At 61.3% G+C, this 14,023-nt stretch carries 12 protein-coding genes; 8 read left to right on the plus strand and 4 right to left on the minus strand.

The features are described 5' to 3' along the window. Nucleotides 1–133: 133 nt before the first annotated feature. The 5 genes from U1A24_RS03765 (at nucleotide 134) to U1A24_RS03785 (ending at nucleotide 5,240) form a co-directional block, all read left to right on the plus strand. Nucleotides 134–700 (plus strand): TIGR00645 family protein, encoded by a 567-nt coding sequence (locus U1A24_RS03765; protein ID WP_322320651.1) that lies wholly within the window; start codon nucleotides 134–136, stop codon nucleotides 698–700. A 7-nt stretch (nucleotides 701–707) separates the two neighbouring features. Beyond that, nucleotides 708–2,123: a homospermidine synthase gene (locus U1A24_RS03770; RefSeq protein ID WP_322320652.1), complete on the plus strand. Its 1,416-nt coding sequence runs from the start codon at nucleotides 708–710 to the stop codon at nucleotides 2,121–2,123. A gap of 219 nt (nucleotides 2,124–2,342) precedes the next feature. Beyond that, nucleotides 2,343–3,428: a histidinol-phosphate transaminase gene (hisC, locus tag U1A24_RS03775; protein WP_322320653.1), complete on the plus strand. Its 1,086-nt coding sequence runs from the start codon at nucleotides 2,343–2,345 to the stop codon at nucleotides 3,426–3,428. Next, complete coding sequence (locus tag U1A24_RS03780) at nucleotides 3,425–4,363, plus strand: prephenate/arogenate dehydrogenase family protein (RefSeq protein ID WP_322320654.1); 939 nt, start codon at nucleotides 3,425–3,427, stop codon at nucleotides 4,361–4,363. The genes hisC and U1A24_RS03780 overlap by 4 nt, the downstream gene beginning before the upstream one ends. A 1-nt stretch (nucleotide 4,364) precedes the next feature. Next, nucleotides 4,365–5,240: an extensin family protein gene (locus tag U1A24_RS03785; RefSeq protein WP_322320655.1), complete on the plus strand. Its 876-nt coding sequence runs from the start codon at nucleotides 4,365–4,367 to the stop codon at nucleotides 5,238–5,240. Nucleotide 5,241: 1 nt separating this feature from the next. Here the strand turns inward: U1A24_RS03785 and U1A24_RS03790 are convergent, their stop codons facing one another. Next, on the minus strand, nucleotides 5,242–6,240 hold the full coding sequence (locus U1A24_RS03790) for a DUF2125 domain-containing protein (RefSeq protein WP_322320656.1): 999 nt from the start codon (nucleotides 6,238–6,240) through the stop codon (nucleotides 5,242–5,244). 61 nt (nucleotides 6,241–6,301) lie between these two features. Here U1A24_RS03790 and U1A24_RS03795 point away from each other — a divergent pair, with 61 nt between their 5' ends. The 3 genes from U1A24_RS03795 (at nucleotide 6,302) to U1A24_RS03805 (ending at nucleotide 9,754) form a co-directional block, all read left to right on the plus strand. Beyond that, on the plus strand, nucleotides 6,302–6,850 hold the full coding sequence (locus tag U1A24_RS03795; RefSeq protein ID WP_322320657.1) for a gamma-glutamylcyclotransferase: 549 nt from the start codon (nucleotides 6,302–6,304) through the stop codon (nucleotides 6,848–6,850). A gap of 72 nt (nucleotides 6,851–6,922) precedes the next feature. Beyond that, nucleotides 6,923–8,137 (plus strand): biopolymer transporter ExbB, encoded by a 1,215-nt coding sequence (locus U1A24_RS03800; protein WP_322320658.1) that lies wholly within the window; start codon nucleotides 6,923–6,925, stop codon nucleotides 8,135–8,137. A 3-nt stretch (nucleotides 8,138–8,140) separates the two neighbouring features. Further along, on the plus strand, nucleotides 8,141–9,754 hold the full coding sequence (locus U1A24_RS03805) for a peptidoglycan -binding protein (RefSeq protein ID WP_322320659.1): 1,614 nt from the start codon (nucleotides 8,141–8,143) through the stop codon (nucleotides 9,752–9,754). 73 nt (nucleotides 9,755–9,827) lie between these two features. Here U1A24_RS03805 and U1A24_RS03810 read toward each other — a convergent pair whose 3' ends face one another. The 3 genes from U1A24_RS03810 to gloB form a co-directional block, all read right to left on the minus strand. Next, nucleotides 9,828–10,766, minus strand: a complete 939-nt coding sequence (locus U1A24_RS03810; RefSeq protein ID WP_322320660.1) for a M23 family metallopeptidase — start codon at nucleotides 10,764–10,766, stop codon at nucleotides 9,828–9,830. After that, entirely contained in the window at nucleotides 10,763–13,084 is a 2,322-nt protein-coding gene (clpA, locus tag U1A24_RS03815) for an ATP-dependent Clp protease ATP-binding subunit ClpA (protein WP_322320661.1), read from the minus strand. The genes U1A24_RS03810 and clpA overlap by 4 nt, the downstream gene beginning before the upstream one ends. Before the next feature lie 170 nt (nucleotides 13,085–13,254). Beyond that, entirely contained in the window at nucleotides 13,255–14,022 is a 768-nt protein-coding gene (gene gloB, locus U1A24_RS03820) for a hydroxyacylglutathione hydrolase (protein WP_322320733.1), read from the minus strand. Between the last annotated feature and the right edge of the window lies 1 nt (nucleotide 14,023).

Raw genomic sequence — 14,023 nt, forward strand, 5'->3', positions numbered from 1 at the left:
CTGACCGTGAAATTCATCCGCACCCCCGGTCTGGGCGACAGCCCGTATCCGGACGTGATGGAACCGAACCTGGACGCCGAATACAACGCGAAAAACTAAGCTCTGCCCCACGGCAGATTGGGGCCCGCCTTTATTGCGGGCCTTTTTATTTTCCACGGAGGTTCCGAAGCCCGAAAAACCCACGCTTGAATCGAAATTTGAACAGGGCCTGTTCGCCAGCCGCTGGCTGATGGCACCAATGTATCTGGGCTTGGTGATCAGCCTTGCCATGATGGTGGTGATCTTCGTCAAAGAGCTCGCCTATTATGCGCCGCAGGTTCTGACGATGACCGCCGATCAAGGCATCCTCTCGGTATTGACCCTGATCGACCTCAGCCTTGCCGCAAATCTGCTGCTGATCGTGCTGTTTTCCGGCTATGAGAACTTCGTCTCCAAGCTGGATATCACCAGCGACGACCGCCCCGACTGGATGGGCAAGGTCGATTTTTCGGGCCTGAAGATGAAGCTGATCGCTTCCATCGTGGCAATCTCGGGTATCCATTTGCTGAAAGTTTTCATGGCCTTGGGCAAAGGCGATCCGGCCTATGCGGTCAGCGAAAGCACCCTGCGCTGGATGGTGATCATCCATCTGACCTTCGTGACCTCGGGCGTCCTGCTCGCCCTGATGGATTGGCTTTCCGCCAAGACCGACAAGCATTGAGAGTATCATGACCTACCAAATCCACGCCCGCATCGACGGCCCCTTGGTGATGATCGGCTTTGGCTCGATCGGGCGCGGCACCCTGCCGCTGATCCTGCGCCACATTGATTTCGACCGCGATCAGTTCACCGTGATCGAGCCTTCGGCAGACTTCGCGCCGATGCTGGCCGAACATGGCATCAAACACCTGCAACTGGCGCTGACCGAAGCCAACTTCGCCGAAGTGCTGCGCGGCCTGTTCCCGAACGGCAAAGGCTTCATCGTCAACCTGTCGGTCGACGTGGATTCCATCGAACTTATGAAGCTCTGCCAAGAGCTTGGCGTGCAATACATCGACACCGTGGTAGAGCCTTGGCCGGGTTTCTACTTCAACTCACCCCTGCCCAACGCCGACCGCACCAACTACCCCCTGCGCGAAAAGGTTCGCGCTTTGGGCAAAACCTATCCCGGCGGCCCCACAGCGGTATCCTGCTGCGGTGCCAATCCGGGCATGGTCAGCTGGCTGCTGAAAGAAGCGCTGCTGCGCCTCGCCAAAGATACCGGCGTCAAAGCCGACCCCAAAACCCAACAAGACTGGGCCCTGCTGGCGATGACCCTTGGCGTCAACGGCGTTCACATTGCCGAGCGTGACACCCAAGTCTCTGCCCGCCCGAAGGCGCAGGGCACCTTTGTGAACTCTTGGTCCGTCGATGGCCTGTTGTCCGAAGGCTACCAACCCGCCGAACTCGGCTGGGGCACCCATGAGAAGAAACTGCCGCCCAACGGCCACAAATTCACATCCGGCCCCGGCTATGCGATCTGGATCGACCGCCCCGGTGCCGATACCCGCGTGCGAAGCTGGTGCCCCGATGTCGGCCCGCAGTTCGGCCTTGTCGTCACCCACAATGAATCCCTGTCGATCCCCGACTACTACACCGTCTGGGATGGCCCTCGCGCGCTCTATCGCCCAACCTGTCACTACGCCTACCACCCATGCCCTGATGCGATCCTGTCGCTGCATGAGACCAACGGCGCAGGCCAGTTGCCTGAAAACAAACACATCCTGACCGCAGATGAGATCACCGGCGGCGGCGATGATCTGGGCGTTTTCCTCTACGGTCACGCCAAGGGCGCGATGTGGTATGGCTCGCGCCTCTCCATCGAAGAGGCCCGCGCGCTTGCCCCCTACCAGAACGCCACCGGGATGCAGGTGACATCCGCCGTGCTGGCCGCGATGGTCTGGACAGCCGAAAACCCCCGCATGGGCTTTGTCGAAGCCGATGAGATGGACCACGCCCGCTGCCTCGACGTGCAGCGCCCCTATCTGGGCCGCATCGAGTGCCACTACACCGACTGGACCCCGCTGCAAAACCGCATCAACAGCTTTGCCGAGGATCGTGACGAAGACGACCCGTGGCAGTTCACCAACTTCCTCGCGGTCTAGCGCGTGTCAAGTTTTCAGGAAAACTCTTTCATCGAAAATCGCGTTCGAGCGTAAGCGAGAGGCAGCGATTTTCGATTCACCTAAACCTGACACCTCTAGCACTGGTTCAATCTGAGGCATTTGCGCAAGGGATAGCCCCTTGCGCACCGCCATCGGCCAAATGTTGCTGGCATTGCACCCCTCGGCTCGCTAAAACCCGCGCAACACTTGGGGAATCCGATGAACGACGCAATCCGCCCGCAGCCCGGCATCTTGGACATTGCACTTTATGAGGGTGGCAAAGCTGCCGTCTCTGGCGTGACCAATGTGCTGAAACTGTCGTCGAACGAGAATCCGTTCGGCCCGTCCGACCGCGCCAAAGACGCCTTCGCGCGTTCCGTCCACAACCTGCACCGCTACCCCAACACCGACCACGCGAGCCTGCGCCAAGCCATCGCCGAAGTGCATGGCCTTGACGCTGCCCGCGTGATTTGTGGCGTTGGTTCCGATGAGATCATCACCTTCCTGTGCCAGGCCTATGCTGGCCCGAAGGATGAAGTGGTGTTCACCGAACACGGCTTTCTGATGTATCGCATCTCTGCCCTTGCAGCGGGGGCCACCCCCGTCGAAGTGGCCGAGCGTGACCGCACCACCGATGTCGATGCCATCCTGCGCGCCTGTAACCGTCGGACAAAGCTGGTTTTTATCGCCAACCCAAACAACCCCACCGGCACGATGATTTCTGCCGCCGAGATTGAACGCCTTGCCGCTGGCCTGCCGCCGCAAGCCATTCTGGTGCTCGACGGTGCCTATGCTGAATTCGTCGAAGGCTTCGATGCAGGCCTCGCCCTGATCGAATCCCGCAGCAATGTGGTGATGACCCGCACCTTCTCGAAAATCTACGGGCTGGGCGGTCTGCGCATCGGTTGGGGCTATGGCCCGAAGCAGATCATCGACGTGCTGAACCGCGTCCGTGGCCCGTTCAACCTGTCAAACACCCAGCTTGATACCGCCGAAGCCGCCGTGCGCGACCAAGATTTCGTCAACCGCTGCCGCACAGACAACGCCCGGATGCGGACATGGCTTGCGCAGGCTTTGGCCGAGCTGGGCATCCCGTCCGATACCTCGCTTGCCAATTTCATCCTCGCCCGCTTTGCCAGCCCGGAAGAAGCCGAAGCCTGCGATCTGTTCCTGCAAAAGCAGGGTCTGATCGTGCGCCGGGTGGTCAGCTACAAACTGCCGCAATGTCTGCGCATCACCGTGGGAGATGAGGCCTCGTGTCGCCGCGTCGTTCACGCGATTGCGCAGTTCAAGGGTGTGAAATGACGCAGATCTACAAGCGGGTTGCGCTGATAGGTCTTGGCCTGATCGCCTCGTCGATGGCGCATGCGATGCGCGCGAATGGTCTAGCGGGGCAGATCGTTGGCCATGCCAAATCGGCTGAAACTCGTGCGACTGCGCTGGAACTTGGCCTCTGCGATCACGTCTACGCCACCGCAGCCGAAGCCGTGCAGGGCGCTGATCTGGTGGTGCTTGCCGTGCCAGTTGGTGCTATGGCCGCGATTGCCGAAGAGATCGGCCCGCATCTGATGCCTGGTTGCACCGTCACCGATGTAGGCTCGGTCAAGCAGGCCGTGATTGCCGCCGTTGCCCCCTATATCCCTGAAAGCGTTCAGTTTATTCCCGGTCACCCGATGGCGGGCACCGAATATTCCGGCCCGCGTTCGGGCTTTGCCACGCTGTTTCAAAACCGTTGGTGGCTGCTGACCCCGGCACCCCAGGTCGACCCCGAGGCCCTCGCGCGTTTGCAATCGCTGCTGGTCGGCATGGGGGCCAAAGTCAACCTGATGGACCCACCGCACCACGATCAGGTCTTGGCCGTGGTCAGCCACACCCCGCACCTGATCGCCTATACGATGGTCGGCGTGGCGGACCATCTCGCACAGGTGTCCAACTCGGAAGTCATCGAATATTCCGCCTCGGGGTTTCGCGATTTCACCCGCATCGCGGCCTCGGACCCGACGATGTGGCGCGACGTTTTCCTGACCAACAAAGACGCCGTGCTGGACATCTTGGGCCGCTTTGCCGAGGAATTGTTCGTGCTGCAACGCGCTATCCGCATGGGTGATGGCGATCATCTGCACGACTATTTCACCCGCACCCGCGCCATTCGTCGCGGCATTATCGAGGCCGGGCAAGACACCTCCGCCCCCGATTTCGGTCGCGCCCCTGCTGCGGCAAAGCCTGTGGGCGAGGCGTAACATGCGGGCCACTGGCCCCATCACGCTGCTTTGCGTTTTGTTGGCCGGGGTGGCACTGGCCGAAGCACCCATGTCCTCACCGCATCCTGCCCCGCGCCCGGCTGCGTCCCAAACCGAGATCCCGCCGCAGATCGCCCAAGCCCCCACCGCGACGCCACTCATCCGTCCGCGCCAACGGCCTGCGGGATTTGTGACAGAGGCCGTGCAGATTGCCGCTGTACCTGCGCCCGATATGGCGGTGCTGCCGGCCAGCAGCCCACGCCCGCTGCCTCGCCCCAAAGGGCTTGGCGCGCAAATCGAACAGGTGGCAGCAGCCCAGCCCGATCCAGACCCCGCGCCGACGCGAAAATCCAAAAAGAAAAAGGAAAGCCGCAAAGGCTCCGTCTGCGGCGATCCATCGATCCGTGGCCAAGAACTGCCCCCGGTCACCTCAAAAACCAAAGGCTGCGGCATTGCCGAACCCGTCCGGGTCACCGCCATTGACGGCATCCCGTTCAGCCAGCCCGCCACCATCGACTGCGACACCGCACTCGCGCTGAAACGCTGGATGCACGAAGGCATGCGCCCGGCTTTCGGCAACCGCGAGGTGGTGCAACTGCACATCTTCGGCAGCTACATGTGCCGCAGCCGCAACAATGTCCGTGGCGCGAAAGTCTCGGAACACGGTCGCGGTAAAGCCGTTGATATTGCAGGGTTTGTGTTCTCAGACGGCAAAGAATGGACCATTGCGCGCGACTACAACAAGCAAATCCGCCGCGCCCAGAAAGCCGCCTGTGGCATCTTTGGCACCACACTCGGCCCCGGCTCGGACGGGTATCACGAAGACCATCTGCATTTTGATACCGCCGAGCGGCGCGGCTCTGCCTACTGCCGCTAACTCACGCGCCGCCCATATCCCGCATCCGCGGCGCAGGCCCCAAAGGCAGCGGCCCCAGCACCATCCGGCCATCTTTACAGATCAACTTGATCTGCAAAACCTCCAGATCGCCGCCCTGCTGCGCCACGATCCCCAGCATCCGCTCCACCGTCGGCGCGACATCCGGCTTCACCAGCCCAAGCGCCACCAGTATCGGCGGCAAGCGTTTCCAGCCCTCGACCCGCAGGGCAATCTCACCCTCGGCCAGCCCATCCGACCCCGCCACAAGCGTGCCCTTCGCCGAAAACTTCAGCGCGCCCCAACTCACCCGCGTCTGCGAAATCTCCAAAGCGGCAAGTTGCGGCTTGGATGTCGCCGCATTCCGGTCCAACGCCGCAGTCAAAACCGCATCGGCGTCGAGAAACACCTCCTCCACCAGATCGGGCAAGTCCGTGGCCGCCAGCGCCTGCATAAAGCCCGGATCCGGCGCGATTTGCGCCACTTTCAGCCCCAACCGATAGGAATGCGCCCGCGTCGCATCCTCCAACGCCGAGGCGATCGCGCTTTCAACCCCCAGGGTCCAGCCCGCATCCGAGGTCAGCTTCACCCCATGCGCCTCACCCACCAGCTCATACAGCGCAAGCGTGGTAGAGGGATGCACCTGCACGCTGGCACGGATACTCTCTGACGCCACGGTAACCTTTTGATCCGGCAACGTAATCACCTGCCCCGATGGCAGCGCCGCAATCACATGCCACGGCTTCCACGCCATCGCGTAGACCTGCACGAACGGGCTGGAGATTTCGACACCTTGCGCCGGATTGCCGACCACAACATCTGAAACCGTCAGGTCAAACCGGTTCGGGATGCCCTGCACGTTGACGGCCGAGGCGCGCACCACACCCGGCGGCTGCTGCGCGATCCACGCCTTGACCCCACTTTCAATCTGCGACGCCCCCAGCCACCAGTAGCCCGTCCAAACCGCTGTCGCTGCCAGCACAATCCACAAAAGCGCGCGCATCCTCGCCCCTTTTCTTTGCTTTGCCCAATGCTTACACCTAAGCTGAACGAAGGGATAGCCAATGCCAGACCGCCAAGAAACAACAGAACCGCTCTGGGTCTTCGGCTATGGATCGCTGATATGGAACCCCGATTTCCCTGTCGCCGAGCGCCAGATCGCCCGCGCCACCGACTGGCACCGCAGTTTCTGCATGCGCTCGATCCACCATCGCGGCACTGAAACCGCCCCCGGCCTTGTCTTAGCACTTGATCATGCGCCGGGGGCAATCTGCGACGGCGTCGCCTTTCGCGTCATGCCGGGGGCCGAGGCGGAAACCCTGCAGGCCCTGCGCGATCGTGAGTTGATCTCATCGGCCTATCTGGAAACCTCTCTGCCGCTCACCCTCACAGATGGCCGCAGGGTCAACGCCTTGGCCTATGTAATCGACCCCGATCACGACCAATATTGCGGCAACCTTCCGCTTGTGGAACAGGCCCGGATCATCGCCCATGCCACAGGCGGGCGCGGTCCCAATCGCGAATACCTGTTCGCCACCGCCGATCACCTGGCCGAGCTTGGCATTGCCGACCCCGATCTGGCATGGCTTTCCACACAAGTTCGCCAACTCTAAGGGTTTTACTTGGCAGCCGCCCCCCGCCTGCTATGCTTTGGCCGAGCAGAACATCGGGGCGGAACCGTCTAAATGGAAATTTCCAAGGCCGAGCAGTCGACCTTCTTCAGCCAACCCATTCGCCAGATCGTCACCATGCTTCTGGCCGTGGCGCTGGTCTGCGCCGGCGCTTGGCTGATCCACGACACCGTGATTGGCATCATCGCCACCAACCCGTTGCTGAACGGTTTCATCGTGCTGGTGTTCGCCTTCGGCGTGGTCGCCTGTTTCTGGCAAGTCATCACCCTGATGCAGTCGGTCTCTTGGATCGAACGCTTTGCGCGTCATGAAACCGGATCAGAAGACGCCGCCCCGCCGCGCCTGTTGGCACCGCTGGCGCAACTGCTCCGCACCCGCGGCGCGCGGATGCAAATTTCTTCCTCGGCCTCGCGTTCAATCCTTGAATCGGTCGAAACCCGTATAGATGAGGCGCGCGACATCACGCGCTATCTGACCAACCTATTGGTTTTCCTCGGTCTTCTTGGCACCTTCTATGGCCTTGCCACCACCGTTCCCGCCATTGTCGAAACCATCCGCTCGTTGGCACCCCAGCAGGGCGAATCCGGGATGGAGGTGTTCAGCAAGCTGATGAAGGGGCTGGAAAGCCAACTCGGCGGCATGGGCACCGCGTTTTCGTCGTCGCTCTTGGGCCTCGCCGGATCGCTGGTCGTTGGCCTCTTGGAACTCTTCGCCAGCCACGGCCAAAACCGCTTCGCGCGCGAGCTGGAAGAATGGCTGTCCTCGATCACCCGCGTCGGTTTCTCCACTGGTGAAGCCGAGGGGGGCGAAGCCGGTGTCACATCCGCCGTGCTTGACCATCTGGCCGAGCAGATTGAGGTGATGCAAAGCCTGTTCGCCCAAGTCGAGGCCAACCGTTCCGGCGTGGAACACGGCCTTGAAGGGCTTGAGGCCGGGCTTGGGGATCTTCGCCAAGGCTTGGGCGATCTGACTGCCGCTGTCGCGCAGCTTGGCCAGAAGGCCGATGCAGAAACTGGCCAAACCGCAGCGCTGAACCGCATCGCCGAAGGCCAAGAGCGCCTGATCGCTGCCCTGACCGGGGCCGAAGGTGGCGCGCATTCCGATGCCGAAAGCCGGATGCGGCTGCGCTCGATCGACGTGCAACTGCTGCGCATCCTTGAAGAAATTTCGGCTGGTCGGCAAGAAAGCCTCGCCGATCTGCGCGGCGACATCTCGGCGCTGACCGCCTCCGTCCGCCAACTGGCGCGCGGCATTCCCGCGCGGGGCTAACCGATGGCGCTGCGCCGCAAACGCGATTCCGCGATGATTTGGCCCGGCTTTGTCGATGCGGTCACCACGTTGCTGATGGTGCTGATGTTCGTGTTGACCATCTTCACCGTGATGCAATCGGTGCTGCGCGACACCATCACCACGCAAACCTCAGAGTTGGACAGCCTCACCGCGCAAATCTCTGGCCTTGCCGATGCTTTAGGGCTGGAACGGCAGAAGGTCAGCGATTTGCAGGGCCAAGTCGGGAATTTGTCCAGCGAATTGACCGAGGCGCAGGCGAAGGGCGAACAGCAGTCCGCTCTGATCGCCACGCTTACCGGGCAAATCGCGATCAAAGACGGTGAAATCGCCGCCGCCCAGACCCGCATCACTAGCTTTGAGGCGCAAGTCGCCTCACTTTTGTCCGAACGCGACGCCGCGCGGGGGCAGGCCACCGCTTTGACCGCTCAAGTCAGCGATCTGCAAGCCGAAGGCGCCAAGCTTCTGACCGAGAAGCAAGCGCTGGATCTCGCCCTCGCCAAAGCCCGCAGCGAGATAGATGCCAGCGCCGAAGCAGCCCGTCTCGCCGCCGCCCGCCGTGAAGCCTTGGAAACCTTGGTGGCCGATCTGAAAGCAAAGGGCGAGGCCAGCGCCGCTGATCTCAAAGCCGCCCAGACCAAAATCACCGAGGCCGAGGCCACGCGTCTCGTCGATGCCGCTGCCCTTGCAGCCCTGCGTGACAAGCTGAAAAACGCGGATGCCGAGCTGACCGCGATGACCTTGGCGCTGGAAGATCAACGCAAAAAGGCCGAGGATACCCTGACCCTGCTCGCCGCCGCGAACACAAAGGCCGCACAATCAGCGACCAGCGGCGACAGGCAGGCAGCACTTCTGGCGACCGCCCAGCAAGCCCTGACGGCCGAGCAGGCCAAATCTCTGGATGCCGCTCGCAAAACCGAGGTGCTCAACCAGCAAATCGCCGCTTTGCGCGTTCAGCTTGGCGAGTTGCAGGGCCTGCTTGACAGCTCGGCAGCGCTGGATTCCACCAACAAGGTACAGATTGAGGCTTTGGGCAGCCAGTTGAACGCGGCTCTGGCGCAGGTGGCGTCCGAGCAGAAAAAGCGCGCGGAACTGGAAGCCGCCGAGCGGGTGCGGTTGGAGGCCGAGAACGCCGATCTTGCGAAATTCCGCAGCGAGTTCTTCGGCCAACTCTCGCAACTTCTGGCGGGACGGGAAGGCGTGCGCGTGGTGGGGGATCGGTTTGTGTTCTCGTCCGAGGTTCTGTTTAACCCCGGCTCGGCGGATCTGGCCCCCGAGGGGCAGGCGCAGATTGCCGAGGTGGTGAAGATTCTGGATGAGGTGGCCGGGAAGATCCCGCCGGGGATTGACTGGATCATCCGGGTCGATGGCCACACCGACAACGTGCCTTTGTCGGGGACGGGGGAGTTTAAGGATAACTGGCAGCTTTCTCAGGCGCGGGCTTTGTCGGTGGTGCAGTTCATGCAGGACAATCTGGGCTTTCCGCCGCAACGCCTCGCCGCGACCGGGTTTGGCGAGTATCAGCCCGTGGCTTCCGGGAACACGGCGCAGGCAAGGGCGCAGAACCGGCGGATCGAGTTGAAGCTGACCGAAAGGTAGTGTCCACGCGTGGACAAGGGCAGGATTCATAAGAAATCAAAGGGTTAGGCTGTGGCCGTTCACGGTTTCTTAACTACTGGCCCACCGTAATCTCAATCTGCTCACGCCCCAGTTCCACGCCACCCCGCTGCAAAACAGCCTCACCCTGATAGCGGCCCACAGGCCATTCCGGCGTTTTCAACTTCCGCCCCACGGCGCGAAATGCCTGCGCTTGGGTTTTCTCGAGCACAGAACGGTCGGTCAGAACGTCGCCTTCTGGCCCGGTCAGTCGAAACAAAATCGCATCGCCCGGCTGCGCGCCAAACAGAAAGGTCCAGACCACCAGGGCGGGCGCATCTTTCGGCAGATCGGGGCTGGCGAGGCCCGCTTTGACCGCAGGATAGTCGGGAATGGCGGCGCTGATGCCAATGCTGAGCAAGCCGCCGGGCTGATAGGCCAAGGGTTGATCCCACAGGCCGGGGCCGGGTGGGCCGCAACTGGTCAGACTGTCGGGCGCGAAAGGGTCAAGCTCGCCCCCGTTATGACGCACCGACAGATGCAGATGCGGAAATTCGGCCATGCCGGATTGGCCGATCTGGCCCAGCACCGTGCCCGGCGCCACTTCATCGCCAACCTTCACCCGGACAGAGCCTTGTTTCATATGGCAATATTGGGTTTCCCAGCCGCCACCATGATCGACCAGCACACCATTGCCGCATTCACGATCCGCCACCACGGGTGCAAAATCGGCAATGCCATCGCGCCCGCCCTTCACCGTGCCAGCTGCGGCGGCCAGCACATTGACGCCCGCAAACATCGCACTACGCGAGGGTAAAGCGATGTCGGTGCCGTCATGGCCTTCGTAAGACAGCGACCCACAGGTGAAATCCTGCGCTGCGGGGCCGGGATCGTGATCGACATATTGTTGGATGTAGCAGGTATCGCCCAAACTACAGTCAACCGGGAAGGATAATTCAAAGGCCCCCGCCGGGAAGGCGAGGGCCAAAGACAGTAGGGCTAGGCCCCTAATCATTCCGCCGTAAGCAGCGGTGGTTTTTGCCCGGTCAGGCGGGCTTTTTGCGGCTCTTCAAAGGTCAGAGCCAACTCGCCATCCTTGACGCCGACATGCACCGTGCCGCCTTTGGTCAGTTTGCCGAACAACAGCTCTTCGGCCAACGGCTTCTTGATGTATTCTTGGATCACCCGGCCCAGAGGCCGCGCGCCCATCTTGTCATCGTAGCCCTTGTCGCCCAGCCAAGCAGCGGCCTCTGGCGTCAGATCAATATGGACGTTGCGGTCCATCAGTTGCGCTTCAAGTTGCAGCACGAACTTGGTCACCACTTCCATGATCACCTCTTTGCCCAAGCGCGCGAAGCTGATCACCGCATCTAGACGGTTGCGGAATTCTGGCGTGAACATCCGCTCGATCGCGGCGGTATCTTCGCCGGTGCGGGCGGCACGGCCAAAGCCGATCGCCTCTTTCGACTGCTCCATAGCACCCGCGTTCGAGGTCATGATCAGGATCACGTTGCGGAAATCCACCGTCCGACCGTTGTGGTCGGTCAGCTTGCCGTGGTCCATCACCTGCAACAGGATGTTGTAGACATCCGGGTGGGCCTTTTCCATTTCGTCCAAAAGCAGCACGCAATGCGGGTCTTGATCGACACCATCGGTCAACATGCCGCCCTGATCAAAACCGACATAGCCCGGAGGCGCGCCGATCAGGCGGCTCACCGCATGTTTCTCCATGTATTCTGACATGTCGAACCGCAGCAGCTTGACGCCGAGCGACGATGCCAACTGCTTGGCGACCTCGGTTTTACCCACGCCCGTCGGCCCTGCGAACAGGTAGTTGCCGATGGGTTTTTCCGGCTCGCGCAGGCCAGCCCGCGCCAGTTTGATTGCCGAGCACAGCGCTTCAACCGCTTTGTCCTGACCGAACACCACCCGCTTCAGGGTCTTTTCCAGATCGCGCAGAGTTTCCGCATCGTCTTTCGACACCGTCTTGGCTGGAATGCGGGCGATTTTGGCGACAACCGCCTCAATTTCCTTCACGCCCAGCGATTTGCGCTTTTTCGAATCTGCCAGCAGATGCTGCGCCGCCCCGGCCTCGTCGATCACGTCAATCGCCGAATCCGGCAGTTTGCGGTCGTGGATGTAGCGCGCCGCCAGTTCCACCGCCGATTTGATCGCATCATTGGTGTAGCGCAGGTCGTGATGCTCTTCAAAATGCGGCTTCAGACCCATCAGGATCTTGATCGCATCCGGCACCGAAGGCTCGTTCACGTCGATCTTCTGGAAACGCCGGGCGAGTGCGCGGTCTTTCTCAAAATGCTGACGGAATTCCTTGTAGGTGGTCGAGCCCATGCAGCGCAGCTTGCCACCCTGCAACGCGGGTTTCAGAAGGTTCGAGGCATCCATCGCGCCGCCAGAAGTGGCCCCCGCGCCGATCACGGTATGGATTTCGTCGATGAACAGGATCGCGTCGGGGTGATCTTCCATTTCCTTGACGACCGCTTTCAGGCGTTCCTCAAAGTCACCACGATAGCGGGTGCCAGCCAGCAATGCGCCCATATCAAGGCTGTAGATCGTGGCATGGGCCAAAATCTCGGGCGTTTGTTTGTCGACGATTTTCTTGGCCAGTCCTTCGGCAATCGCAGTTTTACCGACGCCCGGATCACCCACCAGCAGCGGGTTATTTTTACGACGGCGGCAGAGCACCTGGATCGCGCGCTCTACCTCATCTTCCCGCCCGATCAAGGGATCGACATCGCCCTTCATCGCCTTGACGTTCAGATCGACGCAATATTTCGACAGCGCAGATTCCTTGGCCTCACCGGCTTCGGCTTTCGGCGTCTCATGGTGGTGTTCTTCGGCGCCCGTGACCGGACGTGCCTCGCCATAAGACGGGTCTTTGGCGACACCATGCGCGATGAAATTCACCGCATCGTAGCGGGTCATATCCTGTTCTTGCAGGAAATAGGCGGCGTTGGATTCGCGCTCGGCAAAGATCGCGACCAGCACATTGGCACCGGTGACTTCGGTGCGGCCCGAGGATTGCACATGGATCGCCGCGCGCTGAATGACGCGCTGGAAGGCGGCGGTGGGCACGGCTTCAGACCCTTCGACATCCGTCACCAGGGTGGACAGATCATCGTCGATGAAGTCGTTGAGGGTCTTGCGCAAATCATCAAGGTTGACCGAGCAAGCCTTCATGACGCGGGCAGCGTCAGGCTCGTCGATCAATGAGAGCAGCAGATGCTCCAAGGTTGCAAGTTCATGGCGGCGGGCATTGGCAAGCGCCAAAGCGCCGTGGATGGCTTGTTCCAGCGTGGTCGAAAATGATGGCACTTGGTCGTGCTCCTGTCCTGCGGGTCGGACGGGCGGGTGGCCCTAATCCAACCATGGCCTCATAAGGTAAAGGATCGGTTTTATTCAGCGATCTTCAAGCCCTAATTCGGTAAGATTTCGGTTTTTGTGGGCGCTGATGCAATTTGTGATGGGCGCGGTGCAGTTTGGACTCAGAATTTGTCCTTTTGCGCGCGGATTGCGGTGAAGACTTGAGCATCGGTTGCATCAGCCATGCCCAGACGCTGCCTGATATAGGGATCTTGTGCACGCAGAAAAGGGTTGGTCGCCAATTCTTCTGACAGGGTGACCGGAACCGTGGGCTTGCCGCCGCTGCGCGCGCGGGTGACGGCGCGGATGCGGGCCTGCAAGGCCGAGTTGTCGGGATCAATCGTGGCGGCAAAGGCCAGGTTGGCGGCGGTATATTCGTGGCCCGAACAGATTAGCGTGGTGGGCGGCAGTTGTTGGAGCTTGGCAAGGCTTTCGAACATCTGATCCGGGGTGCCTTCAAACAAGCGGCCACAGCCAGCCGCCATCAGGCTGTCGGCGGTGAAGCACAGGCCCGATACCGGAAAGTAAAACGCGATATGGCCAACGGTGTGGCCGGGCACATCAATGACATAGCCGATCTCGTCACCGACTTTCACCTGATCGGCCTCCACCAGCTCGCGGGTCAAGGGCGGCAGGCGGTGGGCGTCGGCGGCAGCGCCAAGGATGGTCGCCGAGGTGGCTTCGACAATCGGGCCGACGCCGTCGATATGGTCCCAGTGGTGATGCGTCAGCAGGATCTGATCCAGATGCCAGCCGCGCGCCTTCAGGGCAGCCAGAATCGGGCCTGCCTCGGGCGCGTCGATCAGCGTGGTCTCGCCGCTGGCCTGATCATGCAGCAGATAGGCGTAATTGTCTTTCAGGCAGGGGATGGTGACAAGTTCAAGCGTCATG

Origin of the sequence: Cypionkella sp., from assembly GCF_034376685.1 — a bacterium.
GTDB lineage: Bacteria > Pseudomonadota > Alphaproteobacteria > Rhodobacterales > Rhodobacteraceae > Cypionkella.

Bases quoted from the DNA above. Each gene is read 5' to 3' on its own strand.
- U1A24_RS03790 (WP_322320656.1), bottom strand. From the start codon at position 6,240: ATGCGCGCGCTTTTGTGGATTGTGCTGGCAGCGACAGCGGTTTGGACG.
- U1A24_RS03795 (WP_322320657.1), top strand. From the start codon at position 6,302: ATGCCAGACCGCCAAGAAACAACAGAACCGCTCTGGGTCTTCGGCTAT.
- gloB (WP_322320733.1), bottom strand. From the start codon at position 14,022: ATGACGCTTGAACTTGTCACCATCCCCTGCCTGAAAGACAATTACGCC.
- hisC (WP_322320653.1), top strand. From the start codon at position 2,343: ATGAACGACGCAATCCGCCCGCAGCCCGGCATCTTGGACATTGCACTT.
- U1A24_RS03780 (WP_322320654.1), top strand. From the start codon at position 3,425: ATGACGCAGATCTACAAGCGGGTTGCGCTGATAGGTCTTGGCCTGATC.
- U1A24_RS03805 (WP_322320659.1), top strand. From the start codon at position 8,141: ATGGCGCTGCGCCGCAAACGCGATTCCGCGATGATTTGGCCCGGCTTT.
- U1A24_RS03810 (WP_322320660.1), bottom strand. From the start codon at position 10,766: ATGATTAGGGGCCTAGCCCTACTGTCTTTGGCCCTCGCCTTCCCGGCG.
- U1A24_RS03785 (WP_322320655.1), top strand. From the start codon at position 4,365: ATGCGGGCCACTGGCCCCATCACGCTGCTTTGCGTTTTGTTGGCCGGG.
- U1A24_RS03800 (WP_322320658.1), top strand. From the start codon at position 6,923: ATGGAAATTTCCAAGGCCGAGCAGTCGACCTTCTTCAGCCAACCCATT.
- U1A24_RS03770 (WP_322320652.1), top strand. From the start codon at position 708: ATGACCTACCAAATCCACGCCCGCATCGACGGCCCCTTGGTGATGATC.